Raw genomic sequence first — 22,693 nt, forward strand, 5'->3', positions numbered from 1 at the left:
GCTCACAGCTGCTGGCCCATCAGTTCGCGCGCAATGATCCGCACCACGGGACGCGCGTCTTCGACAGCCACGCCAGGCTCAAGACGCGGGTCATAGAGCATTGTCAGTAATTTCTCGTCATGGCTGGTCAGCAGCGCAAATTCATCGTCATCATTAAAGATGGATGGTCGCGCAGCGTTGCTGTCATTGGAGAGTCCCAGCCCCTGCGCCATTTCTTCGTGGATGCAACTGCGCCGCAGCATATCAGGCAATTCAGCACGGATCAGCACCACCGCCCGAACAAATCGGTGCAGGGACCGGTTGGTCGGAGACGCGATGACAAAACAGTCAATATTTGAACGCGGGTTTGCAACCAGGTCAAGCAATGGCTGATCGATGCCAGGTACAAGCTGTTTCAGGCGGGAGACCACGTATGCACTGTCATCCTTTCCCGCGAAAAAGACATGGAAATTTGCCTTGCGGGTAACGACAGACATCGGATGACCGGTCACTTTGGACAGCCGCGCGGTAAAGGTCTCGACCTGTTCGGCATCCTTTGCCCGCATTTCGGGGGACACAGACGGGGCGAATTCTGTCTGAACACGGATGGGGGCGGACCATCGGCTAAGCTGGCCCTCGGTCGAGTATGTGGTCGCGGTGACGGCGTGATCTGGATACTCGTTGAAAAAGGCAATCGTCTCGAAATTGCGCTCCAGATCGCTGGCATCATAGGGTGTGTCCGGCCCGCCGCCATCGCTGCGCAGCATACCACGCGTTAGCAGGTCACGTTCTACCCGCTGATAGAACCGCGCCAGATCCTGACTGGCCGCAGATGGAGGTACATAGGCATTAGGGGCAGGCGCTGGGGGGACTACGGGGCGCGGTTGAGTGGCAACCGAAGACGTCAGGGCCTCGTCGCAGTTGGCCAACGCCAGCAATGCGACCAGACCCAATACGGGCTTCAGATATCCCAGTGACCGCACCTTCAATCCACCATTAGCCCGGAACAGCTGTTCCGGCGTTGTCACCGATACCGTCCTTGCGCGCTTTGGCTGCGGCCAAAGTGTCGCGCAGTTCGGTTTCCATCTTCTGCAGCTCTTGCTCGGCAGCGGCGCGTTTGGCCTTGCCTTCATCCGCAATCTCCAGGCTTTCATTGATGGTTCCGATCAGATCGGCATTGGCCTGTTTTACGGCCTCGATATCAAAGACACCGCGCTCCATTTCCTGACGGATCACCTTGTTCGACTCGCGCAGGTTGGCGGCATTCGCAGTCAGAAGGTCGTTGGTTAGGTCATTCGCATCGCGCACGGCGGCGGTGGCCTCGGCGCTGCGCTGAATGGTAACGGCTTGTGCCAGCTGGGTTTCCCAGAGCGGCACGGTGTTCACTAGGGTCGAGTTGATCTTGGTCACCAGGGATTTGTCATTTTCCTGAACCAGACGGATCGAGGGCAGCGACTGCATGGTTACCTGTCGCGTCAGCTTCAGATCATGCACCCGGCGTTCCAGATCATCGCGCGCAGCACGCAAATCGCGCAGCTCCTGCGCTTTCATCACCTGATCCTCTTCGGGCGCGGCCTGAACCTCGGCCTCTTTCTGAGGAATGTCCCGGCTGTCCAGTTCGTTCAACTTCTCTTCGCCCGCAGCGATGTAAAGCGCCAGCTCATCATAAAAGCCCAGCGTCTTTTCATACAGGATGTCAAGGGACTTGATGTCCTTCAACAGCGTATGTTCATGCGAAAGCAAGTCATCCGTGATCCGGTCGATCTGGCCTTGAACCTGTTCGTATTGGGCGGTGAACTTGGCGAACGGGGCGGCCTTGCCCAACAGTTTTTCCCACCAGCTACGCTCGCGCCGCACGTCGAGTTCGCTGACCGAGAATCCACGGATCGTGGTCACGATATGACGCAGGCTGTCACCTGCCGGACCGACATCCTTGTTGCGTACATCCGCCAGCATCGCCTGGCTGATTTCCTGCAACTCGGCCTGCGCACCCGAGCCGAAGGACACGATGGAATTCGTGTTCCCCATGTCGATCTCGCCCATGCGTTTACGAATTTCAGCACCTACAGGCTCGTCGGCCTCTTTCAGAAGGACAACTTCCGCCGTGGGGTCGGGCAGGGCTACGGCGGTCACTTCCTGTACCAGCGTTTCGGCTTCGACCGCCTTGTTCTTTACTTCCTCGGACATGGGGTAATCCTCTCTGTATACTTTGGGCCGGTCAGTCCAACCGAACGCCTTCGCGCTGCAACCGTTCGCGCAGCACGTCAATTTCAACCGTCAGATCGCTGCGGTCATCCAATAGCATCTTACGGGTCCTGGCAGAGAAATTCTGTTCCAGGTCATCCAGTAGAGACGAGTAATTCTGCAGCGACTGTGCATCACGTGTTCTGGCATAAACATCCGAGAACTTTACCGTCGCGTCACGGGCACCCTGCAGATAGACGGTCAGGTATTTTCTTGCTCCGGCCAGATCGCGCGGGTCTTCTTCGACGGTGCGAAACAAATCGCGGGCAGTTTCCTGAAATCGCTCGACCCGCGCTTCGATCCGGCGGTCCCCAGCACGTTTGATGGCGTCGGTCATTTCGGTCAGATGCACCTCAGCGTTTTCGACTACCCGTGCGACACGGTCCTGCTGAAAGGTATCGATGCCTTCCATGCCTTTGTCTGACATAGGGTCCAGGCCGAAGGAAACGGAATGCAACACAGCAGCAGCGGTGCCGAATAAAACTGGGGCGATGAGGCTGGCGTCAGACACGGTTGCCGCATCGAGAAACTCGGATCGGTATGAGGCCAATCCAGCCCCAAGGCCGGTCAGAACGCTGGAAAATATCTTGCGGGGAATTGCCGGGCGCCGGGCTGTGCGCCGCGCGTTATAGGCCGCTTCGGCCCGCAACCCTTCGCGCAGCAGAAAGGCCGCCCCGGTCAGCAAACCAGCGGCAATCAGGCCAATGGTCATCCCGATTGCACCGTCGTTCAGCGACAGAAACACCAATGGAACAGCCGGGATAAACAGGATATTAGCCCGTGCACCAGCTGGTTCTACGCGCGCGCCATCAAACTGACCGCGCGCCGGTTGATCTGTCGACGAATCTGAGTCGTTTGGGCTGTATTTGCCGCCAAAGCGTTTGGCCATGTGCTTACAGCCCTCCCAGTAACCCGGTGCAGACGCCGAACAACAGAACCAATAAGGCCACGTAAGCCAGTTTTTGTACTCCGGACCCGGACATGATGCTCCCTGAGTTTCTCTTTGCGGAAAACTTAGGGGATGCGCGGCCCCGGCGCTAGGGGGAAGGTTACCTAACCCTTATCATTTGCGAGATTTCTTGCCGATCGGAGGCCGTTTGCGCTGTGGCCGTGCAGGGCGTTTGGCCGGAGCCTCGGGCTCAGCCTCAAGACCAAGCTGATCACGCATGACCCGGCGGCGAATTTCCTCGACCTCTCCGGGTTTCAGTTTGCCCAACTGAAACGGGCCGTACGAGACGCGCAGCAACCGGTTCACGGCAAAGCCGATATCCTCAATCGCGCGGCGGATTTCGCGGTTTTTACCTTCGCGCAGGCCAATGGTCAGCCAGGCGTTTGCGCCCTGCTGCCGATCGAGTGTTACGTCCATCGGTTGGAACCGTTCACCCTCGATCACCAGCCCCTTTCGGAGCGGCGCGAAATCCTCGTCTTTTGGACGCCCGTTTACACGGACGCGGTATCTGCGCAGCCATCCAGTGGCAGGCAGTTCCAGCTTGCGCTTGATGCCGCCATCATTTGTCAGCAACAGCAACCCTTCCGAGTTCAGGTCAAGCCGCCCGACGCTCATGACGCGGGGCATGTCCTCGGGCAACTTGTCGAAGATCGTCGCGCGGCCTTTTTCGTCCTTCGTCGTCGTAACCAGACCGGGTGGCTTGTGGTACAGCCAAAGACGTGACGGTTCCGGCTCGGACACCGGCTTGCCGTCGACGGTGATCTTGTCTTTGGCGGTAACGTTCAGCGCGGGGCTGTCGATGGTCTTGCCGTTCACAACCACACGACCTGCTTCGATCATGCGTTCCGCTTCCCGGCGCGAGGCGACGCCAGCGCGGGCAAGGACTTTGGCGATCCGGTCGCCTGGAGGAGGGGTATTAGTCATTTGCAGCCCATAGCGCATCCCGCCGCCTTGCGAAAGGCAGGTTTCTGATGCAGTCAGAGGCATGGAGTTCAGATCGTACATGGATATCGCGCTTGAGCAGGCGCGCGAAGCCGGTGAACGCGGCGAAGTTCCGGTAGGGGCTGCTATCGTGCTGGGCGACCGGGTTGTCGCCGTGGCAGGCAATCAGACACGCGAGTTGAACGACCCAACCGCACATGCCGAGATACTGGCCCTGCGCGCCGCCTGTGCTGCGACCGGATCGGAACGCCTGATTGACCACGACATCTATGTCACACTGGAACCCTGCGCGATGTGCGCCGCGGCTTTGGCCGCCGCTCGTGTTCGGCGGATCTATTACGGGGCCTCTGATCCCAAATCGGGTGGGGTAGCTCACGGGGCGCGTGTGTTTTCCCATCCACAGTCGCACCATAAACCCGAAGTGTTTGACGGTATTGCCGCCAAGGATTGCGAAGCCCTGCTGCGCGAATTCTTCACCAAAAAGAGGGCCAGTAAATAATCTGGGTTGGGACCGGCCTGCGGTGCTAGGGTTCGGCCCAGTCCACGCGATAGACCGTCTGTGGCCCACCGAACCCCTTTAGTTGAGCCGAAATCGGAGCGCTGAACTGCAGCCCGGCGGTCGCGCCCAGCAGCAATCGGGTAACGTCGGTGACAAGAATTTCATTCGCGCCACAAAGGCCAGTCACCCGTGCGGCCTTATTGACCACCGATCCAAAGAAATCCTCGTCCCGCTGAATGACATCGCCGGTATGAATGCCAACCCGAAGACCCAAGGGTATATCCGACTGTAGGGCCGCATTTTCCCTTTGGAATTCGGTCGCCGCTTGGATCGCGTCGTGGACAGAGGAGAAGATCGACATCGTGCCATCCCCAAGTGATTTGACCAGTCGGCCGCCATGGGTGTGAATCAGGTTTTCAGCCAGATCGAAATGGCTGGATATGAGCGCGGTCCATTTGTGATCTCCGACCTGACGCGTGATTTCAGAAGAACCCGCGATATCAGTAAACATGACCGAAGCCGCGCCCTCTTGTTGATCCTGAGTGAATTCCTGCCGAGCTGCCGCGATCAATGCGTTCAGCGCTTCATGCTCGATCCCGATTTTCTCCATGTTCGAAGTCGGGTTGGAGACATGCATCTGGATCATCTTCCAGACACCGTTTTCCAGATGCAATACAAAGGTGAACCTATGGAGCGTGGCTTTGCCGTTTGATGTGAATGCAAGTGTTGCTTCGCAATGGGCCCATCCTATGTCACCGCATTCAAACGCCTCGAGCGAATGTTCGTCCCAGCTGAAATCCGGAATTTCGCGGGTGTGGTCGGCAAAGCCCTGGCGGAACACCTGTCCGGACCAGCTTTCGCCATCTGCCGACCCCTGATACCGCAGATGTTCAGATGACGAGAGCAGGTTCATCAGCGCGGCGCGATCCTTGAGGCGAACCGCATCATTCCAGCGCCGTATGACGGCGACCAGTTCTGGAGAGGGTGTTACCGCGTTACTCATCAAGCGGCTACAGCTTGATGGCTTGCATCAGCTGCGGTTCGATCACCTCGACACCCGGCAAACCGTCCGCCAGCACCTGCGCGGATTGTTCCAGAATCGGGAAGGTCTTGTAATGGCAGGGAATCACGGTTTTGAAATTGAAATAGCGCTTTGCAGCATAGGCGGCGCCTCTCATGTCCATGGTAAAGTGGCCCCCTGCGGACAGGATACCAATATCGGGATTATAGTAATCCCCCATCCAGCCCATATCGGCCATGATATCGGTGTCGCCCGAAACATAGAGCATGTGCCCCTCGGATGAGATCATGAAACCGACCTCGCTGCCGCCGGTTCGCAGCCCGTCTGGGGTCGAAAATGTCGAGCTGTGCGAGGCGGGTACCATCGAGACCATAACGCCGTTCAGGTTGACCGTGCCGCCTTTGTTGAAGCCGACTGTTTCCAGACCCTCGGCTTCGCTCCAGTACCCCATTAGGTCATACTGACCGACCACGGGGACGTTCAGATGTTTGGCCAATGAGACAACGTCAACAACATGATCGAAATGCGTGTGTGTCAGCAGGATATGTGTCGCGTCTTCCAAAGCAGCGTCATGCTGATCTTCAGGCAAAACGGGGTTGCCGGTCAGCCAAGGGTCGATCAGAAGAACCTGTCCTGCTGTTTCAATGCGAAAGCTGCCATGCCCAAGCCAGATGATATTCATGAAAAGCACTCCCAAATGAACTGTTGGCTGCAGACTAGCATCGGGTATGTAAAATTTCATGGATTGGTTTCGGGAAATTGACAGTTATTGCGAGCGTTTATCGCCTGCCTATTGGGCAGAGCCGATAAATGCGGTTACGAATGCCGCCTTTTTGATTGCGGCTTTCATTATGTGGCGGCGGGTGCGCGGGCCGGGGATGCCATTGGCAAAAATGCTTGTGGTTATCCTGGTCGGCATCGGAATTGGCAGTTATTTGTTTCACACCCATGCACAGGTCTGGTCCGCGTTGACGGATACAGCACCCATCCTGCTTTTTATCCTGACCTATATTTTTGCAATGAATCGCGACGTCTGGCAGTTGCGGCCGCTTTACGCGGGGATCGGCGCGGCCCTGTTTGTGCCATATGCCGCTTTGACGATTCCGGTGTTCCAACTGATTCCGGGTCTGGGCGGATCGGCCGCCTATGCTCCGGTGCCGCTATTGATCCTGATTTACGCCGTCCTGTTGTCGAAATGCCTGCCTGATACCGCCCGCGGGCTGGCGACCGGCGCAGTGATCCTGATCGTGTCAATTACCTTTCGCGCTTTGGACGCACCGATTTGCACGCAGTTCCCGACTGGCACGCATTTTCTGTGGCACATCCTGAACGCCACGATGTTGGGCTGGATGATCGAGGTCTACCGCAGGCACCTAAGCCGTGCGTCTCAGGCCTGAAACGCAGCAGCCAGTTCTGCCGGCAGGTCAAATTCGGCCAGAACCCTGGTGCGTGCATCGGATGACATCTTACGCGCGGTTTTCTCGACAATGCTGAGGATTTTTTCCTGCGAGTGCTTTTCGGCGAAGGGAGCGAAATACCATTTGAGGAACACAAAACAGGCCACATCTTCCAGCGCCTGCACCTCGATGTCACGTTTGATACCCTGCTTGCGCACCATGCGTCCGGCGTCTTGGATTTCGTTTTCTTCAAATCCGCACTGCTTCATCAAGGTCATGACGGTTTGCGCATGGTGTTCGCCCTGCGCCTTGCGCCAAGCCAGATACCCGGCGCGCCCTTCGGGATATTCACTTCGGGCCAGCTTCCAGCGTTCAACATGTTGCCCGCGTGCGGCGATCTCAAGCGAGTTCGATGCATCGGGAAAAAGCCTGGCCAGTTCAGCGCTCATGCGTTGTCCGTAAAGCAACGCTGCGGGTTGGCCGTTCTCTAAGGTTGGATCTTGGGTGTTGGCTGCGTCGATTGCGTCCAGGACTGCCTGTTTTCGCGCGCTCATTCTATGCTCCGTGGGCTTGCCGGAAATCCGGCGGTGTGTTCGGACGCATCGTAGCGGGTCGGCAAATCAAACGCAGCAGTCAAATGCGAAATTCCGGGTCGGAGAGGGGGGATCCGACCCGGACGAAGTTGTGGCGTCAGTTACCCAGCTTCGTTTTGTCCTGTGTAACTGGTTCGGAAACCTGATCGGGGAAAGACAGGTCGCGGGTTAGCGAACCCATGGTGGGTCCGAATGCCTGAGCTTGCGCAGCAAGAACAGTAGTGGCCAACACAAATGCGGTCATGAGCGTTTTCATCATCTTACTCCAGTTAGTGGCTGTGCCATGCTGTAAGAAGTGAACGGCGCAGTTCACTTTTTCAAGGCGGATTCTGAACTAATTGGTTTACTTTTGTGCATAGGCGCTATGCATTTTTGTATGGCTAAGCCACTTCCTTGCATAGAAGGGGCAGAACAACCGCCTGCTACCCTTGCGACCGAGGCATCAGACAGGTAAATGCCCCCTGACGCATATGAGGTTTTCCGATGTCGATTGACCAAAGCACCGCCGCAAAGGTGGCCAAACTGGCCCGGATCAAGGTCGAGGATGACGCGCTGCCTGCGCTGGCATCCGAGTTCAACACCATTCTTGGGTTCATCGAACAGTTGAATGAAGTGGATGTCGACGGTGTCGAGCCGATGGTTTCGGTCGAACCGATGCGCCTGAAGCGCCGCCAGGATGTGGTCACCGACGGCAACCAGCAGGACAAGGTTCTGGCCAATGCCCCCGACGCACGCGAAGGTTTTTTCGCAGTCCCCAAAGTGGTGGAGTAAGACATGAGCGATCTGAACAAACTGGGCCTGGCCGAAGCCCGCGACGCGCTGCGTGCCGGTGATGTCACCTCGGTCGAGCTGACCGAAGCCTGCTTGACCGCCATTGATGCAGCAGATGCGCTGAACGCTTTTGTTCATAAAACCCCCGAGATCGCGATAGAACGTGCCAAGGCAGCGGACGCGCGCATCAAAGCGGGTGATGCGCCGTCGATGTGTGGTCTGCCGATCGGCATCAAGGACCTATTCTGCACCAAGGGCGTGCCCTCGCAGGCAGCCTCAAAGATTCTTGAAGGCTTCAAACCTGAATACGAATCTACCGTTTCGCAGCAACTGGCCGACGCGGGTGCCGTGATGCTGGGCAAGCTGAACATGGACGAGTTTGCCATGGGCAGCAGCAACGAAACTTCGGTCTATGGCAATGCGGTCAGCCCGTGGCGCCGTGGCAATGACGACGCACAGCTGACACCGGGCGGGTCCTCCGGCGGATCGGCTTCGGCGGTGTCAGCTGATCTGTGTCTGGCCGCCACTGGCACCGATACTGGCGGCTCGATCCGTCAACCAGCGGCTTTTGTCGGGATTACTGGCATCAAGCCGACCTATGGCCGGTGTTCGCGCTGGGGCATCGTGGCCTTTGCATCCTCACTGGATCAGGCCGGACCGATGACCAAGAATGTCCGCGACGCGGCGATCATGCTGGAAACCATGTGCGGTCATGACCCCAAGGATTCCACCAGCGCCGAGTTGGCCGTCCCGAATTTCGAGGCCATGCTGACCGGCGACATCAAGGGTAAGAAGATCGGTATCCCCAAGGAATACCGGATGGACGGCATGCCCGCCGAGATCGAAAAACTCTGGGCAGATGGCGCGGCGATGCTGAAGGACGCAGGGGCCGAGATCGTCGACATCTCTCTGCCGCATACCAAATACGCGCTGCCCGCCTATTACGTGATTGCGCCTGCCGAGGCGTCCTCGAACCTGGCGCGCTATGATGGTGTCCGCTATGGCCGCCGCGCGCAGATAGGGCAGGGCGACGGCATCACCGAGATGTACGAAAAGACCCGCGCCGAAGGCTTCGGGCACGAGGTGCAGCGCCGGGTGATGGTCGGGACATATGTTCTGTCGGCGGGTTTCTATGACGCCTATTATAACCGCGCCCGCAAGGTCCGTACCCTGATCAAGAAAGATTTCGAGGACGTCTTCGCCGCCGGTGTCGACGCCATCCTGACCCCGGCCACGCCGTCGGCGTCGTTCGGACTGGGCGAAATGACCGAGGCGGATCCGGTTCAGATGTATCTGAACGACGTCTTTACCGTGACGGTCAACCTTGCTGGTTTGCCGGGCATTTCGGTTCCTGCAGGTCTTGATTCTCAGGGTTTGCCGCTTGGTCTGCAGCTGATTGGCCGTCCATGGGACGAAGGCGATTTGCTGAACACGGCCTATGCGCTGGAAAGCGCTGCGGGCTTTGTGGCCAAGCCGGGGAAATGGTGGTAATCCTCTGATCAACAAGACAACGTAGAACGGAGCAGCTGGATGCGCTTTTCGATTCTGATCCCCGCAATCGGGTTGATGGCCGCCTGTAACACGGTGGCCCCGGTTCAGGGTACAGGGTTCAACACCCCGACTTATCAGGCGCAAAGAGAAGCTGAGCTGGCAGGGCAGGGCGGCACCGGAAGCCCTCTGCCGGAACCCTATGAGGTCTCGCAACAACCTCTGGGGTCGCCCACATCGGGCGCGGATGGTGCTGACCTGGCCACGGCCACTGCTGCAGCGCTTGCAAGCACCTCGACGCAGGCGACCGCCGCTTCAGCATCGGTGCGGACTGCGAGCAACAGCGGCATCTCTGACGAACAGGATTTTGCTGCGGTTTCTGAACGTCGCAGTATCGAAACCGATGCTGCTCGAATCGAACAGAACAGCCAAACCTATGAGGTTGTCGCCCCAACCGCGGTTCCGCAACGCGGAGCGGATGGTCAGCCAAACATCGTCCAATACGCGCTGAGCACATCCAATCCGGTCGGTGCCCAGCTTTACAGCCGTGCAGGGTTCAACCTGCAGGCCAAGGCACAGCGGAATTGCGCGAAATTCCCATCGGCGGACCAGGCGCAGATCGAGTTCCTGTCAAATGGCGGTCCCCAGAAGGACCGCAAGGGGCTGGACCCTGATGGCGACGGATATGCTTGCGGCTGGGATCCCAGCCCGTTCCGCAGTGCCGTCAACAACTGATCCAAAGCCCATCTGGCACCCATCCCCCAATTTCGGAGATCGCCGGGATGGGCTGACGCCGTCATTGATCGTTTTGCACTACACCGCAATGGACAGTGCACAGGCTGCGCTGGATCGCTTGTGTGACCCGGCCTTCGAAGTCTCTGCGCATTACCTGATCGGTTCCGATGGCACGCTTTGGCAATTGGTGCGCGAAGAGGACCGGGCCTGGCACGCCGGGGCAGGGGAATGGCGCGGGCGAACTGATATCAATTCGCGTTCGATTGGGATCGAGCTGGACAATCTTGGCACCCATCCTTTTCCCGAACCTCAGATGACCACGCTTGAGTGGCTTCTGGCCCGTATCATGGCCCGATGGGCGATTGCACCGGACGGGGTTATCGGCCATTCCGACATGGCTCCGGGGCGCAAGGTCGACCCCGGCCCGCGCTTTCCCTGGCAACGGCTCGAACATCTCAATTTTGCTGGCCAACGTGGCCAGGATGACGGCCCGCAAGAGGCCTCGATGCCGCTGTTCCGTGCGTTGGCGCAACAGATGGGCTTTTCGCCCGAAACGGACGACGACACACTGCTTGCCACCGTGCGTCTCAGATACCGCCCTTGGGCCAAAGGCCCGTTGGAACCTGCGGATTTCACCCCGCTCGGCCATGCGGCGCTCTGGACCTGATCGGCTTTTCATCTGGCCAAAAATATCTCGGGGCTGAATTGACCGCAGGCCAAGAAGGGGCTGCCCCTTAACGCCCTATCGGCCCTTGACGCGGCCTGACACTGCGCATACCCACGTCTCCGCGCGGAGGGCCGGATGGCCGCTGGGGTGCAAGCCCGAGAGGAAAGTCCGGACTCCACAAGACAACGGTGCCGGGTAACGCCCGGGCGGGGCAACCCGACGGAAAGCGCCACAGAAATCAGACCGCCACGACGTGTCGAAGGTTCGCCTCCGGCAAAACGTGGTAAGGGTGAAACGGTGGGGTAAGAGCCCACCGCGCCCCTGGCAACAGGGGTGGCACGGCAAGCCCCACTGGGAGCAATGCCAAATAGGGTCCCCACGCGGGCAGGTCGGCGTCCGCCGATACCGCCGCTAAGTGCGTCTTGGCCGAGAGGGACCGGGTTGGCAGCTTGAGCCGTGCAGCAATGCACGGCCTAGAGGAATGGTCATCGAAGGGGGCAACCCTGGAACAAGATCCGGCTTACAGGCCCTCCGCGCGTTAATATTGCTAAGACGAATCGCGTTGTTCCACAGGTGGGTCACGGCTGGAGTCATCCTTTGATACAGGTCTTGCTGTGGCTGCTGAGCTGGCATCCCTTGTGGCCGAAATGGCCGCGTTAAGGTCTGCGATAAGCTGGGTGCAGAGACGATCTTGTGTTTTGATGAAATCTGCGCCGATCTACCCGAATTCAGGTTGACTCGGCTGCATGACCGGGTAAAAGCGCACGCTCATAGGAATTCAACCGAAAGGCCCCTGCCTTTTCGGACGCAGGAGATAACCATGGCGAAGCCGACGACAATCAAGATCCGTCTGAACTCGACCGCGGGCACGGGCCACTTCTATGTGACCAAAAAGAACGCGCGCACCATGACCGAGAAAATGACCGTTCGTAAATACGACCCGGTCGTTCGGAAGCATGTCGAGTACAAGGAAGGCAAGATCAAGTAATCTGCCGTCCTGCTTGGACAGAATGACAAGGGCCCTGTTTCGACAGGGCCTTTTTCGTTTGCGCGACGATGTTTCATACCTGAATCTACCGGCTCAAAGCAGCCGGAGCGCGCTTGGAGGCCGTTGCAGCTAAGCATCAGCAGCCGAGGCATTCGTTTGCCCGCTGGGTTGCTTTTTGGAATGTATTGCAACTACGCTTGAGCTAACCGTTCCAAAATGTTGGCCGTCATGAAAAAAATCTTGTTATCCACAGCAACTATTCTGGCTCTCGCAGCCTGTGAAGACCCCTATAACCGCGAGGGTGTTGGCTTTACGGGCATTGATGGTGAGCCGCGGAGCATCAGCGAAGTGCCGGGTGCGGCGGCGTTTGTTCCAGAGTCCACCAATGTTCCGGCAGAGTTGGCAGAGCTACCCCCGGTCCGAGTTTCAACGGACGAGACCGATCCGGGTAAAATTGCACGTGTTGCAATAGAAAATGGCGCGCGCAGCGATACCAGCGCAGTAGTCGTTTCTGGCTCAGATACAAACCTGTTCCTGAGCACTGTTGAAGTGAACGGAACGCTTTTCGGCGTCGTGCGTACCGAAAATAGCCGCACCAGGGTTCCGAATACGATTGGTGCAAACTTTGGTACTGGCGCCGAACAATTCACTGGCTGCTTGCCTGTCGGCGACGTTTATCGCAAAGGTTCAGAAAAGCGCAGTTCCGGATTTGCTGTTCAGTTGAACTGCAGCTAAAGTTCCGTTCGCTTTCAATTCCAAGGCCTCGTCATCAGGACGGGGCCTTTCTTTTTGGGAGCACGTGGCGAGGAGCTGACCGCAGGGCGACCTGCTGCAGGCCGCAAAAGAAAAGGGCGGGTCGTTTCGGACCCGCCCTGTTTATTTGCTGCTGTAATGCGGTGTGCTACTCTTGTTGCCCCATGAACATCAGCAAGAACTGGAACATGTTCAGAAACGAGATATAGAGGCTCAGCGCGCCGTCTATAGCCGCTTTGTTCAGCCATTCCTGGTCACCATGTGTTGCATGCGCAACGTAGGTGTTTTTGATGTCCTGTGTGTAGAACGCCGTCAGGCCAGCAAAGATAATCACTCCGATTGCCGAGATCGCGAACATCATCGCAGGCGATTGCAGGAACATATTTATGACCATCGCCACCAGCAGGCCGATCACACCCATAATCAGGAATGTGCCCATGCCGCTTAGATTGCGCTTGGTGGTGTAGCCAAACAGGCTCAGACCAGCAAAGGCAATCGAGGTCACAATGAACGTCTGCGCGATCGAGTAAGGAGTGTAGATCATGAACACCGAGCTCATCGAAACGCCCATAACGGCCGCGAATACGAAGAAACCCAGTTGCACCGCCGCAGCCGACCCGCGCCGCATCAGCGCGCCCCAGCCAAAGATCAGGAATGCCAGCGGTGAGAACATCACTATCCATTTCAGCGGCGACAGGAACAGGGTGCCGCCCAGGCTGGTCAGATAACGATCAGCGCCGATCTGAGCAACTGCGTTGCTTGGATCTGAGGTCACGGCAAGGCCAGCAATAGCCCAGGCCGCGAGTGCCGTAATCAGCATGCCCACGGACATTGTGCCGTAGACTTTGTTCATATGGGCGCGCAGGCCCTCGTCAATCTGGGCAGCGCGCGTACCGGTCGCCGTCCGGATCGTGTCAAATTGTGCCATTAAAAGGTCTCCCTCCACATATTCTTTTTGCGTCCCGATGTCAGGCCGCGCTCCTCGCAAATATCGTCAAGTGCGGGCTGTGTTTCAAGGGTTTAACGTGGGAAACAGGCTAAAACACGCAACAAAAATGGCGGCTTCGAGGTGTCAGCCGCCATTCAGTGGTAAAAGTAGTGGATTAGGTTCATTTTTGCCAGAATTCCGGAGCATCCCATATGCGGCGTTTTGCTTCGGCTTCGGCCTCTTCACGGGTAATGCCGATATCGAGAAGGGCGCGGTCGTCCAATCTGGCGAGCTGACAGCGTTGGCGCCGTAGCGATAGCGCATCCAGAACAGAAATGAGCTTAAAGCGCTGCCGAGGCTTGCAATATGTTGAAGCTGTGATTTGCGTCATAGCCTTGTCCTTTCGGTTTTGCTGATGTGTTGTGCTTATTGCATCAACTTCCTTGATTTATATGGAGGACTGTGACACATTTTGAAAATGAATATTATTGAACACATCCATAAGGAATCGTGAAGATGCGAAATTTGGACATCACCACTCTCCGCTCCTTTGTGGCAGTTGCCGATCAGGGTGGCGTGACGCGGGCAGCCGGTTTCCTGCACCTGACACAATCTGCCGTATCGATGCAGCTAAAGCGGTTGGAGGAGCTTTTAGGTCTGGAGCTGCTGGACCGAAGTGGCAGAACCATCGCGCTGACAGCGTCGGGCGAACAGCTTTTGGCCTATGCCAGACGCATGATCTCGTTGAATGACGAGGTGATGTCCAAGCTGACGGATCAGGCCTATGAGGGCGAGGTCGTTCTTGGTGTGCCGCATGATATCGTCTATCCGGCGATCCCCCGGGTGCTGCAGCGGTTCAACGCGGATTTCCCACGCGTCCGTGTGCAGCTTATCTCCTCCTATTCGCTGCAACTGAAGGATATGTTTAAGCGCGGAGACTGCGATTTGATCCTAACGACCGAGGCGACAGTGGGGCAGGGGGCCGAGACGATTGCCGAGCTTCCTTTGCGCTGGATTGGTGCGCCGGGCGGGTCTGCCTGGCGAAAACGCCCCATTCCGCTAGCGCTTGGGCGTCGGTGTCTGTTCAGGCCGCAGGTCATTGCTGCGTTGGACGCGGCTGGAATTCCCTGGGAGCTTTCGGTGGAAACCGAAAATGACCGTACTATCGAGGCAACCGTCAGCGCCGATTTGGCAGTTCATGCCATGCTCGAAGGGACAGAGGCCGCACATCTTGCCCAGATCGATTCGGGTGGCGTCCTGCCCGAGCTTCCTGCGCATATGATAAATCTTTATGGCGGCGAAACTGGCCGCGGAGCCGTGGTTGAGGCGTTGGCGACGCTGGTGCGCCAGAACTTTCGTTTGCTTGGGGGGGTGCCGCTTAAAGCCGTTGTCGGTTGATCATCCGTTAGGGGGTTATGACGACTTTCCCGGTGGCCGTCCTGTCGCGCAGCATGGCCAGTCCGCGTTCGGCTTCGGACAGGGGCAGGACATGGCTGATATGCGGTTTGATGCGGCCCTCGCTATGCCAGCGAAACAGCGTTTCAAAGCTGTCCGTCACAATCTGAGGTCGAAACTTCAAGTAGCCTCCGATGTAGAGCCCGATGACTGTCAGGTTCTTGACCAGTAGATGGTTGGCCGGAATTTGCGGCACCTCACCGCCCGCAAAGCCAATGGGCAAGATGCGACCTTCGGGGTTGGTCGCGCGAAACGCGGCTTTAAATACATCGCCGCCGATCGCGTCATATACGACATCCGCGCCTCCTAATGCCTGGACACGGGCGCGGAGATCTTCGGATGCGTCGATCAGATGATCGGCCCCGGCCCTCTGTGCCACCTTGAGTTTCTCACTGCCGCGCGCCTGCGCAATAACCGTGGCGCCCATAAGCTTGCCGATCTCTACCGCCGTCAGGCCGACGCCACCTGCCGCACCGGTCACCAGCAGGGTTTCGCCGGGCCTGAGCCGCGCACGATGATCCAAGGCAATATGGCTGGTGCCATATGTGATCTGAATTGCGGCGGCGTCTTCAAAGCTCATAGAGTCAGGGATTGCGATTGCACGATCGGCGTCGAACACTCCGAATTCAGCAAGGCCGCCCTGGCCGGAGTAGACAGCGACGCGGTCACCCGGGTTCAGGTGGCGTACATTGTTTCCAATTTCGCGAACAATCCCTGCGACTTCCATGCCCAAGGAAAAGGGCGCCACCGGGGTGTCCTGATACGTCCCCTTCTGCATAAGGAGATCCGCAAAATTCAAACCGCAGGCTTTGATTTGAATGCAGACCTGGCTGTCGCCGGGTTCTGTCAGGTCAATATTGCAAAGCTGGGCCTTGGCCCCGTTGGTCTGGATATGAAACGCCAGCATGATTTGGCTCCGTCTTTTCGGGCATAGGTCAGTGCTGTCGTGGTCTTGTCAATCTGTTACCCTGCTGAAGACCCCGTTAATCCGGTGTTGATCGGGTGATTGTTTCCAGATTGGAATCAACGTGTGCGCGGTATTCACAACACAACTATAAACCATTGTTTGTGGAATCAGATTCAACCTTCTTGAAAAAAGCGCCAAAAAACGTAATAGTGCGCTATGGTGCTGATTTGGGGGGCATGTTCCAAATTAGGGAGTGGTTAAGTCGGGCTCGCTAATGTTGCGGTAACAAAGCATGTTGCGCACCCGTATCAGTTGTGTGTGTAAGGGAGGATAGTACCAATGACCCATCACGTCGATGTCCATGTGGGCAAACGCGTCAGGCATCGCCGCTGGCTGATTGGCATGACCCAACAGCAGTTGGCACAGCAAGTTGGTATCAAGTTTCAGCAAATCCAGAAATATGAAACCGGTGCCAATCGAATCAGCGCGTCTCGTCTTTGGGACATTGCCGAGGCATTGGATGTTCCCGTCAGTTTCTTCTTTGAAGGCCTGGAAGAGGTCGAGAAAGGAAGCTCGGATAAGAAATCGGTTCCTGCAGACCTTATGGGCGACAAAGAGGCCCTGGATCTCGTCCGCTCTTACTATGCCATACCGGAAAACCAGCGTCGCCGCCTGTTCGAGCTTGCGCGCGTTCTGAGTGATGTTGCCTGATTTCACGGGTTGACTCTGATCCTGACGAAACGCACGGGTAGCGTATGGATAAGATGTCGCTGAGTGATCTTGAAGTAGCTGAAGAAATGGCCGACGCGGCGCGTGCGGCCATTCTTCCTTTTTTCAGGAAGTCTAATCTTGAGACTTCGAATAAGCTGGATCAGGGATTTGATCCGGTCACTGTCGCCGACCGCGCAGCCGAAAAAGCCATGCGCGCGGTTTTAGCCCGACATCGGCCCCAAGATGGAATATTTGGCGAGGAATATGGGCAGCACGAGGGGCAAAGTGGCCGCACCTGGGTTCTGGATCCGATCGACGGCACCCGAGGGTTTATCAGCGGGACACCGACATGGGGGGTTCTGATTGCGCTTAGCACGCAGGACGGGCCAACCATGGGGATCATCGACCAGCCGTATATCGGGGAACGCTTCATCGGCTCGGCGGATATCGCGCGAAGCCATGGTCCTACGGGCGATATGTCCCTGAAGACCCGTTCAACACCTTCTCTGGACCAGGCGATTCTGTTCACGACCTTCCCCGAGGTCGGCGCGTCGGAAGATCGTGCCGGGTTTGAGGCTGTGTCACAGCACGTACGCCTGACCCGCTATGGAATGGATTGCTATGCTTATGCTCTGCTTGCAGCGGGTCAGGTGGATTTGGTGATCGAAGCAGGTCTGAACGCCTATGACATTCAGGCGCCAATCGCCGTGATTCATGCGGCTGGCGGTATCGTCACAGACTGGCAAGGCGGCCCCGCCCATAATGGCGGTCGGGCTCTGGCGGCGGCAAACCCGGATATTCACGCAGCTGCGCTGGAAATTCTGCGCAACTTCTGAAAATTGTTGCGGCGACCCGGCGAGCGGATTAACCTTGAGCCGGCTGGTTCTTGTGCCCGTTTTCCGCCAGCTTTTGCACTCCATGCATGAAACGGGCGATGCAAGGAGAGCAAGATGACTGATATCCTCATCATAAATGCAGACACGATCCTGACCATGGATGACCAGCGCCGAGAACTTTCTGGCGCGGATATTCTGATCCGAGATGGACAGATTGAACAGATCGGCCATGGGTTGCAGGCAACCGCAGAGATCCATAATGCAAGCGGATGTGTGGTGACGCCCGGCCTCGTGAACACGCACCACCATCTGTACCAGACCCTGACCCGCGCCGTGCCTGGCGGGCAGGATGCGCTTTTGTTCGGATGGCTGAAAACGCTCTATCCGATTTGGTCGCGATTTGGCCCCGAAGAGATGTTCGTATCCGCCCAGATCGGTTTAGCCGAGCTGGCGTTGACGGGATGCACGCTCAGTTCCGACCACTTGTATCTATATCCGAACGGTGCGCGTCTGGATGACACTATTGCTGCGGCTGCCGAGGTTGGCCTGCGGTTCCACCCAACACGCGGCGCCATGAGTATTGGTGAAAGTGATGGTGGCTTGCCGCCGGATTCACTGGTCGAAGCCGAAGCAGCTATTCTCGAAGACATGATGCGTGTGGTCGACGCCTTTCATGACCCGTCAGAGGGTGCAATGTGTCGGGTCGGGCTGGCACCTTGCTCACCGTTCTCTGTCAGTCGTGACTTGATGCGTGACACGGCCATTCTGGCCCGTGACAAAGGCGTAATGCTGCACACACATCTGGCCGAAAATGACGAGGATATCGCCTATTCTCAGGAACAATTCGGGTGCCGTCCTGGTCAATATGCCGAGGAATTGGGATGGACCGGGTCAGATGTCTGGCACGCCCATTGCGTGAAACTGGACGGGGCAGAGATTGATCTGTTTGCACGGTCCCGCACAGGCGTGGCGCACTGTCCCTGTTCGAACTGCCGGTTGGGCTCGGGGATTGCCCCTGTACGGTCGATGCGAGATCGCGGCGTGCCTGTGGGTCTGGGCGTCGATGGGTCGGCCAGTAATGACAGCGGCAATCTGATCCTCGAGGCGCGGCAGGCTATGTTGTTGCAGCGCGTCGCAAGCGGTGCCGATGCCATGTCCTCACGTGAGGCGCTTGAAATTGCCACGCGGGGTGGGGCGGATGTCTTGAATCGGCCCGATTGCGGTCGGCTGGAGCCCGGAAAACGTGCTGACATAGCCATATGGGATACGCGCGGTATTGAAAGCGCGGGCAGTTGGGATCCAGCCGCCCTGTTGCTTGCCGGACCGGCGCGGGTGAAGCACCTGTTTGTCGAAGGTCGCCAGATCGTGCGGGACGGGCAGATCGCAACGCTGGATCTGCCCCGGGTGATTGAGCGGCAGAACCGATTGGCCCGCGCTTTGCAACCTTAGGTTTGGACAGGCTGACCCGCGATCCAGACCTCGGCAATCGCCCTGTCATCGCCCATCATGATGGTGGGAAAGAGGGCCTCCCACAGGTCATCGGCGCAGGCCTCGCGCTGAGCTATGGCCGGGGTTGAGGCGAGGTCGAGCACGATCAGGTCGGCCTCCATTCCCGGGGCGATATTGCCGATGCTGTCATCCAGCCTCAGCGTTCGGGCCGACCCTACGGTGCCCAGCCACAGCAGTTGCGCGGCGTGCAGCGGGGTTCCGCGCAGCTGTCCGATCTCATAGGCCGATGCCATCGTGCGCAGCATCGAGAAACTTGAACCGCCACCAGTATCCGTTGCCAGACCAACCCGGTGTCCGTCGCGCATCAACCCTGCCATGTCGAACAGTCCTGACCCGATAAAGGTGTTTGAGGTCGGACAATGGATCAACGCAGCGTCGACCTCACGCAGTCGGTCGCGTTCACGTGCCTCAAGGTGGATGACGTGGCCATACAGGCCGTTGGGGCCCAGCAGGCCGAACTTTTCATAGGTGTCCAGATAATCGCGGGCGTCGGGAAACAGCTCGCGTACCCAGGCAATTTCATCAGTCTGTTCGCTGAGATGGGTTTGCATCAGGCAATGGGGATGCTCTGCCCATAATGCGCCCATGGCCTCTAGCTGTTCGGGTGTGGAGGTGGGTGAGAAACGCGGCGTAATCGCATAGGACAGGCGGTCGATCCCGTGCCATTTCTCAAGCAAGGCCTGGGACTGGTCATAGGCGGTTTGCGCCGTATCCCTCAGACCATCGGGCGCGTTACGGTCCATGCAGGTTTTGCCCGCAACCACCCGTTGACCGCGTTGTTTGGCCGCAAGGAAAAAGGCATCAACACTCTCGGGATGGATGGTGCAATAGCTGCACATCGTGGTGGTGCCATGTGCCGCTGTCAGGTCCAGATACCGGTTGGCAATCTCAGAGGCATAGGCTGCATCGCCGAATTTCATCTCTTCGGGGAAGGTATAGGTGTTCAGCCAGTCGATCAGGCGTTTGCCCCAACTGGCGATCATGGCGGTCTGCGGATAATGCACATGCGCATCAACAAATCCTGCAAGGATCACGTGCTGACCATGATCCACGACTTTTGCCTCGGGGTGGGCGTTGTTCAGACTGTCGGCATCCGATACGCTGGAAATCCGACCGTTTTCGATCAGAACCGCTTCGCTGATTTTGACAGCCTCGGTCGGTTCGCCCTCGAACGGGGTGCCAGTGAAACTCAGGACACGCCCTTTCAGCAGCGTTTTTTGCGCCATACTCATTCATCTCCGCCTGTCTGGGACTGCGAAACAGCATAGGGACAGGAAAGTTGTCGGTAAATCGGCGCATTGTCATTGTTTTCCGGTAGCTGCTTCTTCTATTTAGGGGCCAATGGGCGAACAGAGCGGGGGCAGATATGACAACAGGTATTAACGAACCCGTAAGTGAGCCGACTTCTGATGATGACGCTTATGCACTGGATCGTCGAACAGTAGCATCCATTCTGTATGCAGTTGATGTTGATGACCGCGATAAGCTGGTCGAATTGATGGACCCGCTGCACGCTGCCGACATCGCCGACCTTCTGGAACAGATCAACCCCTATGACCGCACCCGGTTGATCCGTCTGTATGACAAAGAGTTCGACGGCGATATTCTGTCTGAACTGGACGAAGGTGTCAGGGAAGAAGTTATTGAAGTCCTGCGTCCCGATGTTCTGGCGGATGCCGTACGCGACATGGAAAGCGACGATGTCGTCGATCTGCTGGAAGACCTTGAAGAGCCGCAGCAAGAAGCCATCCTGGGTGCGCTGGAGGATTCCGAACGGATCGCGGCCGAACAGGCGTTATCCTACCCGGAAAACTCGGCCGGACGGCTTATGCAACGCGAAGTCGTCATGGCGCCCGAGCATTGGACAGTTGGGCAGGCCATTGACTTTATGCGTGCCAATGACGGACTGCCAGAACAATTCTACCATTTGGTTCTTGTTGATCCGCGGCTGAAGCCAACAGCACAGGTAACACTAGGCAAACTCATGGCCACCCGGCGCGAGGTGCCTCTGCACGAAATTGCCGAAGAAGAGTTCTATACCATTCCCGTCGATCAGGATGAAGAGGACGTGGCCTATGCGTTCAATCAGTACCACCTGATCTCGGCCCCAGTGGTGGATGGTGACGGACGGCTTGTTGGTGTGATCACCATTGATGACGCGATGGTGGTGCTGGATGAGGAATATGAAGAGGATATGTTGCGCCTAGCCGGTGTCAGCAACGAAAGCTCGCTGTCCGACAGTGTGGCCGCGACCAGCAGGCGACGCCTGCCATGGTTGGCGGTAAACCTGTGTACTTCGATCTGCGCCTCGCTGGTGATTTCCCAGTTCGAGGCGGCGATTGATCAGTTGGTGGCGTTGGCCATTCTGATGCCGATTGTGGCCTCGATGGGGGGCAATGCGGGGACACAATCGCTGACCGTCGCAGTGCGAGCCCTGGCAACGCGCGACCTGACAGGTGCGAACGTGATGCGGGTGATCCGACGGGAACTGCTGGTGGGCATGTTGAACGGGCTGTGTTTTGCCACCGTTCTGGGCGTGGTGGGAATGTATTGGTTCGGCTCGCCGTTGCTGGGTGTCGTGATTGGCTCCGCTCTGGTCGTGAACATGGTGATCGCAGGCTTTGCAGGTACGGTAGTACCGGTCGTGCTAGACCGGATGGGTATTGACCCGGCGCTGGCGTCAGGAACCTTTGTGACGACAACGACGGATGTCATGGGATTCTTTATCTTTCTTGGGCTTGCCAGCGTGGTGCTATTGTGACCGATCTGACCGAAATCAAAGCTGCCGCGCGCAAGGCGGCCTTTGCCCGGCGCAAATCTGCGTTTGATGCAAATCCGCCCGGTGCCGCCGGGCGACTGTCTGAAATTCTGGCCGGGCACCGCGGAGTACCCCTGTCGGGTTATATGCCCATCCGGACCGAGAGTGACCCGCTGCCCGCCATGGCCGAGGCGTCCGCTTACGGCCCGGTGGGCGTACCGGTTATTCAGGCGGCCGGACAGCCGCTGAAATTCTCTCGTTGGACGCCCGAAGGCAGGCTGAAGGATGGCCCGTTTGGCGCCAAAGTGCCCGAGGTCGATGACTATTTCGATCCCGAAATTCTGATCGTTCCGCTGGTGGCATTCGATGCAAATGGAGGGCGTCTGGGTTATGGGGGCGGGTTCTATGACCGGACACTGGAAGGGCTGCGCGTGAAACGCCCGACTCTGGCCATCGGTTTTGCCTTCGATGCGCAAGAAGCAGACGGGCTGCCGCTGGAATCGACGGATCAGCCGCTTGATATGGTAGTAACCGAAAGCCGAGTGTTGACCTTTTAACGAAGG

Annotated in this window: 25 protein-coding genes, 1 other RNA gene and 1 pseudogene; 15 read left to right on the forward strand and 12 right to left on the reverse strand. The window is 57.7% G+C overall.

Annotated features, from left to right (window positions below; translation table 11 throughout):
* Positions 1 to 2: 2 nt before the first annotated feature.
* From AC2FIM_RS10905 to AC2FIM_RS10920, 4 genes and pseudogenes are all read right to left on the reverse strand, one after another.
* Positions 3 to 1,007 (reverse strand): DUF2927 domain-containing protein, encoded by a 1,005-nt coding sequence (locus AC2FIM_RS10905; RefSeq protein ID WP_496701987.1) that lies wholly within the window; start codon positions 1,005 to 1,007, stop codon positions 3 to 5.
* A complete protein-coding gene (locus AC2FIM_RS10910) occupies positions 976 to 2,166 on the reverse strand; it encodes a toxic anion resistance protein (RefSeq protein ID WP_496731994.1) in 1,191 nt (396 codons plus the stop codon). The genes AC2FIM_RS10905 and AC2FIM_RS10910 overlap by 32 nt, the downstream gene beginning before the upstream one ends.
* A 31-nt stretch (positions 2,167 to 2,197) precedes the next feature.
* Positions 2,198 to 3,112, reverse strand: a complete 915-nt coding sequence (locus AC2FIM_RS10915) for a 5-bromo-4-chloroindolyl phosphate hydrolysis family protein (RefSeq protein WP_496731996.1) — start codon at positions 3,110 to 3,112, stop codon at positions 2,198 to 2,200.
* A gap of 177 nt (positions 3,113 to 3,289) precedes the next feature.
* Positions 3,290 to 4,096, reverse strand: a pseudogene (locus AC2FIM_RS10920) (pseudouridine synthase); the annotation flags it as partial.
* Positions 4,097 to 4,157: 61 nt separating this feature from the next.
* Here AC2FIM_RS10920 and AC2FIM_RS10925 point away from each other — a divergent pair.
* Positions 4,158 to 4,613, forward strand: a complete 456-nt coding sequence (locus AC2FIM_RS10925) for a nucleoside deaminase (RefSeq protein WP_271949381.1) — start codon at positions 4,158 to 4,160, stop codon at positions 4,611 to 4,613.
* A 25-nt stretch (positions 4,614 to 4,638) separates the two neighbouring features.
* On the opposite strand, the gene AC2FIM_RS10930 is transcribed toward AC2FIM_RS10925, so the two are convergent.
* Both AC2FIM_RS10930 and AC2FIM_RS10935 read right to left on the reverse strand, forming a co-directional pair.
* Positions 4,639 to 5,616: a nuclear transport factor 2 family protein gene (locus AC2FIM_RS10930; RefSeq protein WP_271949383.1), complete on the reverse strand. Its 978-nt coding sequence runs from the start codon at positions 5,614 to 5,616 to the stop codon at positions 4,639 to 4,641.
* A gap of 7 nt (positions 5,617 to 5,623) precedes the next feature.
* Positions 5,624 to 6,316: a metal-dependent hydrolase gene (locus AC2FIM_RS10935; protein WP_271949385.1), complete on the reverse strand. Its 693-nt coding sequence runs from the start codon at positions 6,314 to 6,316 to the stop codon at positions 5,624 to 5,626.
* Between the two features lie 58 nt (positions 6,317 to 6,374).
* Here AC2FIM_RS10935 and AC2FIM_RS10940 point away from each other — a divergent pair, with 58 nt between their 5' ends.
* Positions 6,375 to 7,031 (forward strand): ceramidase domain-containing protein, encoded by a 657-nt coding sequence (locus AC2FIM_RS10940; protein ID WP_496677712.1) that lies wholly within the window; start codon positions 6,375 to 6,377, stop codon positions 7,029 to 7,031.
* Here AC2FIM_RS10940 and AC2FIM_RS10945 read toward each other — a convergent pair.
* Both AC2FIM_RS10945 and AC2FIM_RS10950 read right to left on the reverse strand, forming a co-directional pair.
* A complete protein-coding gene (locus AC2FIM_RS10945) occupies positions 7,022 to 7,585 on the reverse strand; it encodes a DUF4202 domain-containing protein (protein WP_496677713.1) in 564 nt (187 codons plus the stop codon). The two genes, AC2FIM_RS10940 and AC2FIM_RS10945, sit on opposite strands and share 10 nt — an antisense overlap.
* 136 nt (positions 7,586 to 7,721) lie before the next feature.
* Complete coding sequence (locus AC2FIM_RS10950) at positions 7,722 to 7,880, reverse strand: hypothetical protein (protein ID WP_496677714.1); 159 nt, start codon at positions 7,878 to 7,880, stop codon at positions 7,722 to 7,724.
* A gap of 227 nt (positions 7,881 to 8,107) precedes the next feature.
* Here AC2FIM_RS10950 and gatC point away from each other — a divergent pair, with 227 nt between their 5' ends.
* The 7 genes from gatC to AC2FIM_RS10985 all read left to right on the forward strand — a co-directional run bounded on the left by gatC (position 8,108) and on the right by AC2FIM_RS10985 (position 13,008).
* Positions 8,108 to 8,395, forward strand: a complete 288-nt coding sequence (gatC, locus tag AC2FIM_RS10955; RefSeq protein WP_142636734.1) for an Asp-tRNA(Asn)/Glu-tRNA(Gln) amidotransferase subunit GatC — start codon at positions 8,108 to 8,110, stop codon at positions 8,393 to 8,395.
* A 3-nt stretch (positions 8,396 to 8,398) separates the two neighbouring features.
* Entirely contained in the window at positions 8,399 to 9,886 is a 1,488-nt protein-coding gene (gene gatA, locus AC2FIM_RS10960; protein WP_271949391.1) for an Asp-tRNA(Asn)/Glu-tRNA(Gln) amidotransferase subunit GatA, read from the forward strand.
* Positions 9,887 to 9,925: 39 nt separating this feature from the next.
* Positions 9,926 to 10,618: a hypothetical protein gene (locus AC2FIM_RS10965; RefSeq protein ID WP_142636737.1), complete on the forward strand. Its 693-nt coding sequence runs from the start codon at positions 9,926 to 9,928 to the stop codon at positions 10,616 to 10,618.
* On the forward strand, positions 10,602 to 11,285 hold the full coding sequence (locus tag AC2FIM_RS10970) for an N-acetylmuramoyl-L-alanine amidase (protein WP_496710170.1): 684 nt from the start codon (positions 10,602 to 10,604) through the stop codon (positions 11,283 to 11,285). The genes AC2FIM_RS10965 and AC2FIM_RS10970 overlap by 17 nt, the downstream gene beginning before the upstream one ends.
* 123 nt (positions 11,286 to 11,408) lie before the next feature.
* Positions 11,409 to 11,824: RNase P RNA component class A (gene rnpB / locus AC2FIM_RS10975), an RNA gene on the forward strand.
* A 281-nt stretch (positions 11,825 to 12,105) separates the two neighbouring features.
* The gene (gene rpmG / locus AC2FIM_RS10980; protein ID WP_007799108.1) at positions 12,106 to 12,273 is read left to right on the forward strand and encodes a 50S ribosomal protein L33; all 168 of its coding nucleotides are present in this window, start codon (positions 12,106 to 12,108) and stop codon (positions 12,271 to 12,273) included.
* Positions 12,274 to 12,501: 228 nt separating this feature from the next.
* On the forward strand, positions 12,502 to 13,008 hold the full coding sequence (locus tag AC2FIM_RS10985; protein WP_185956682.1) for a hypothetical protein: 507 nt from the start codon (positions 12,502 to 12,504) through the stop codon (positions 13,006 to 13,008).
* Between the two features lie 166 nt (positions 13,009 to 13,174).
* Here the strand turns inward: AC2FIM_RS10985 and AC2FIM_RS10990 are convergent, their stop codons facing one another.
* The gene (locus AC2FIM_RS10990) at positions 13,175 to 13,954 is read right to left on the reverse strand and encodes a Bax inhibitor-1/YccA family protein (protein ID WP_142636741.1); all 780 of its coding nucleotides are present in this window, start codon (positions 13,952 to 13,954) and stop codon (positions 13,175 to 13,177) included.
* Between the two features lie 181 nt (positions 13,955 to 14,135).
* Positions 14,136 to 14,345 carry a DUF1127 domain-containing protein gene (locus tag AC2FIM_RS10995; protein ID WP_496677715.1) on the reverse strand — a complete coding sequence of 70 codons (210 nt, stop codon included), beginning with the start codon at positions 14,343 to 14,345 and terminating at the stop codon, positions 14,136 to 14,138.
* A 125-nt stretch (positions 14,346 to 14,470) separates the two neighbouring features.
* Between AC2FIM_RS10995 and AC2FIM_RS11000 the strand changes: the two genes are divergently transcribed.
* A complete protein-coding gene (locus AC2FIM_RS11000; RefSeq protein WP_142636745.1) occupies positions 14,471 to 15,352 on the forward strand; it encodes a LysR family transcriptional regulator in 882 nt (293 codons plus the stop codon).
* 7 nt (positions 15,353 to 15,359) lie between these two features.
* Here AC2FIM_RS11000 and AC2FIM_RS11005 read toward each other — a convergent pair whose 3' ends face one another.
* Positions 15,360 to 16,316: an NADPH:quinone oxidoreductase family protein gene (locus AC2FIM_RS11005; RefSeq protein ID WP_496677716.1), complete on the reverse strand. Its 957-nt coding sequence runs from the start codon at positions 16,314 to 16,316 to the stop codon at positions 15,360 to 15,362.
* A 339-nt stretch (positions 16,317 to 16,655) separates the two neighbouring features.
* Here AC2FIM_RS11005 and AC2FIM_RS11010 point away from each other — a divergent pair, with 339 nt between their 5' ends.
* The 3 genes from AC2FIM_RS11010 (at position 16,656) to AC2FIM_RS11020 (ending at position 19,312) form a co-directional block, all read left to right on the forward strand.
* Complete coding sequence (locus tag AC2FIM_RS11010) at positions 16,656 to 17,027, forward strand: helix-turn-helix domain-containing protein (protein ID WP_142636749.1); 372 nt, start codon at positions 16,656 to 16,658, stop codon at positions 17,025 to 17,027.
* A gap of 44 nt (positions 17,028 to 17,071) precedes the next feature.
* Positions 17,072 to 17,863, forward strand: a complete 792-nt coding sequence (gene hisN, locus AC2FIM_RS11015) for a histidinol-phosphatase (RefSeq protein WP_281972720.1) — start codon at positions 17,072 to 17,074, stop codon at positions 17,861 to 17,863.
* Between the two features lie 114 nt (positions 17,864 to 17,977).
* Positions 17,978 to 19,312, forward strand: a complete 1,335-nt coding sequence (locus AC2FIM_RS11020) for an 8-oxoguanine deaminase (protein ID WP_496708127.1) — start codon at positions 17,978 to 17,980, stop codon at positions 19,310 to 19,312.
* Here AC2FIM_RS11020 and guaD read toward each other — a convergent pair.
* Positions 19,309 to 20,598 (reverse strand): guanine deaminase, encoded by a 1,290-nt coding sequence (gene guaD, locus AC2FIM_RS11025; RefSeq protein WP_271949527.1) that lies wholly within the window; start codon positions 20,596 to 20,598, stop codon positions 19,309 to 19,311. The genes AC2FIM_RS11020 and guaD overlap by 4 nt on opposite strands.
* A gap of 140 nt (positions 20,599 to 20,738) precedes the next feature.
* Between guaD and mgtE the strand changes: the two genes are divergently transcribed.
* Both mgtE and AC2FIM_RS11035 read left to right on the forward strand, forming a co-directional pair.
* Positions 20,739 to 22,133, forward strand: coding sequence for a magnesium transporter (gene mgtE / locus AC2FIM_RS11030; RefSeq protein ID WP_496689670.1), 1,395 nt, complete (start codon positions 20,739 to 20,741; stop codon positions 22,131 to 22,133).
* The gene (locus AC2FIM_RS11035) at positions 22,130 to 22,687 is read left to right on the forward strand and encodes a 5-formyltetrahydrofolate cyclo-ligase (protein ID WP_281994934.1); all 558 of its coding nucleotides are present in this window, start codon (positions 22,130 to 22,132) and stop codon (positions 22,685 to 22,687) included. The genes mgtE and AC2FIM_RS11035 overlap by 4 nt, the downstream gene beginning before the upstream one ends.
* Positions 22,688 to 22,693 lie beyond the last annotated feature (6 nt).

The organism is Ruegeria sp. CDSC052 (assembly GCF_059610685.1).

Bases quoted from the DNA above. Each gene is read 5' to 3' on its own strand.
- AC2FIM_RS10910 (WP_496731994.1), bottom strand. From the start codon at position 2,166: ATGTCCGAGGAAGTAAAGAACAAGGCGGTCGAAGCCGAAACGCTGGTA.
- AC2FIM_RS10915 (WP_496731996.1), bottom strand. From the start codon at position 3,112: ATGGCCAAACGCTTTGGCGGCAAATACAGCCCAAACGACTCAGATTCG.
- AC2FIM_RS10925 (WP_271949381.1), top strand. From the start codon at position 4,158: ATGGAGTTCAGATCGTACATGGATATCGCGCTTGAGCAGGCGCGCGAA.
- AC2FIM_RS10930 (WP_271949383.1), bottom strand. From the start codon at position 5,616: ATGAGTAACGCGGTAACACCCTCTCCAGAACTGGTCGCCGTCATACGG.
- AC2FIM_RS10935 (WP_271949385.1), bottom strand. From the start codon at position 6,316: ATGAATATCATCTGGCTTGGGCATGGCAGCTTTCGCATTGAAACAGCA.
- AC2FIM_RS10940 (WP_496677712.1), top strand. From the start codon at position 6,375: ATGGATTGGTTTCGGGAAATTGACAGTTATTGCGAGCGTTTATCGCCT.
- AC2FIM_RS10945 (WP_496677713.1), bottom strand. From the start codon at position 7,585: ATGAGCGCGCGAAAACAGGCAGTCCTGGACGCAATCGACGCAGCCAAC.
- AC2FIM_RS10950 (WP_496677714.1), bottom strand. From the start codon at position 7,880: ATGAAAACGCTCATGACCGCATTTGTGTTGGCCACTACTGTTCTTGCT.
- gatC (WP_142636734.1), top strand. From the start codon at position 8,108: ATGTCGATTGACCAAAGCACCGCCGCAAAGGTGGCCAAACTGGCCCGG.
- gatA (WP_271949391.1), top strand. From the start codon at position 8,399: ATGAGCGATCTGAACAAACTGGGCCTGGCCGAAGCCCGCGACGCGCTG.
- AC2FIM_RS10965 (WP_142636737.1), top strand. From the start codon at position 9,926: ATGCGCTTTTCGATTCTGATCCCCGCAATCGGGTTGATGGCCGCCTGT.
- rpmG (WP_007799108.1), top strand. From the start codon at position 12,106: ATGGCGAAGCCGACGACAATCAAGATCCGTCTGAACTCGACCGCGGGC.
- AC2FIM_RS10985 (WP_185956682.1), top strand. From the start codon at position 12,502: ATGAAAAAAATCTTGTTATCCACAGCAACTATTCTGGCTCTCGCAGCC.
- AC2FIM_RS10990 (WP_142636741.1), bottom strand. From the start codon at position 13,954: ATGGCACAATTTGACACGATCCGGACGGCGACCGGTACGCGCGCTGCC.
- AC2FIM_RS10995 (WP_496677715.1), bottom strand. From the start codon at position 14,345: ATGACGCAAATCACAGCTTCAACATATTGCAAGCCTCGGCAGCGCTTT.
- AC2FIM_RS11000 (WP_142636745.1), top strand. From the start codon at position 14,471: ATGCGAAATTTGGACATCACCACTCTCCGCTCCTTTGTGGCAGTTGCC.
- AC2FIM_RS11005 (WP_496677716.1), bottom strand. From the start codon at position 16,316: ATGCTGGCGTTTCATATCCAGACCAACGGGGCCAAGGCCCAGCTTTGC.
- AC2FIM_RS11010 (WP_142636749.1), top strand. From the start codon at position 16,656: ATGACCCATCACGTCGATGTCCATGTGGGCAAACGCGTCAGGCATCGC.
- hisN (WP_281972720.1), top strand. From the start codon at position 17,072: ATGGATAAGATGTCGCTGAGTGATCTTGAAGTAGCTGAAGAAATGGCC.
- AC2FIM_RS11020 (WP_496708127.1), top strand. From the start codon at position 17,978: ATGACTGATATCCTCATCATAAATGCAGACACGATCCTGACCATGGAT.
- guaD (WP_271949527.1), bottom strand. From the start codon at position 20,598: ATGGCGCAAAAAACGCTGCTGAAAGGGCGTGTCCTGAGTTTCACTGGC.
- mgtE (WP_496689670.1), top strand. From the start codon at position 20,739: ATGACAACAGGTATTAACGAACCCGTAAGTGAGCCGACTTCTGATGAT.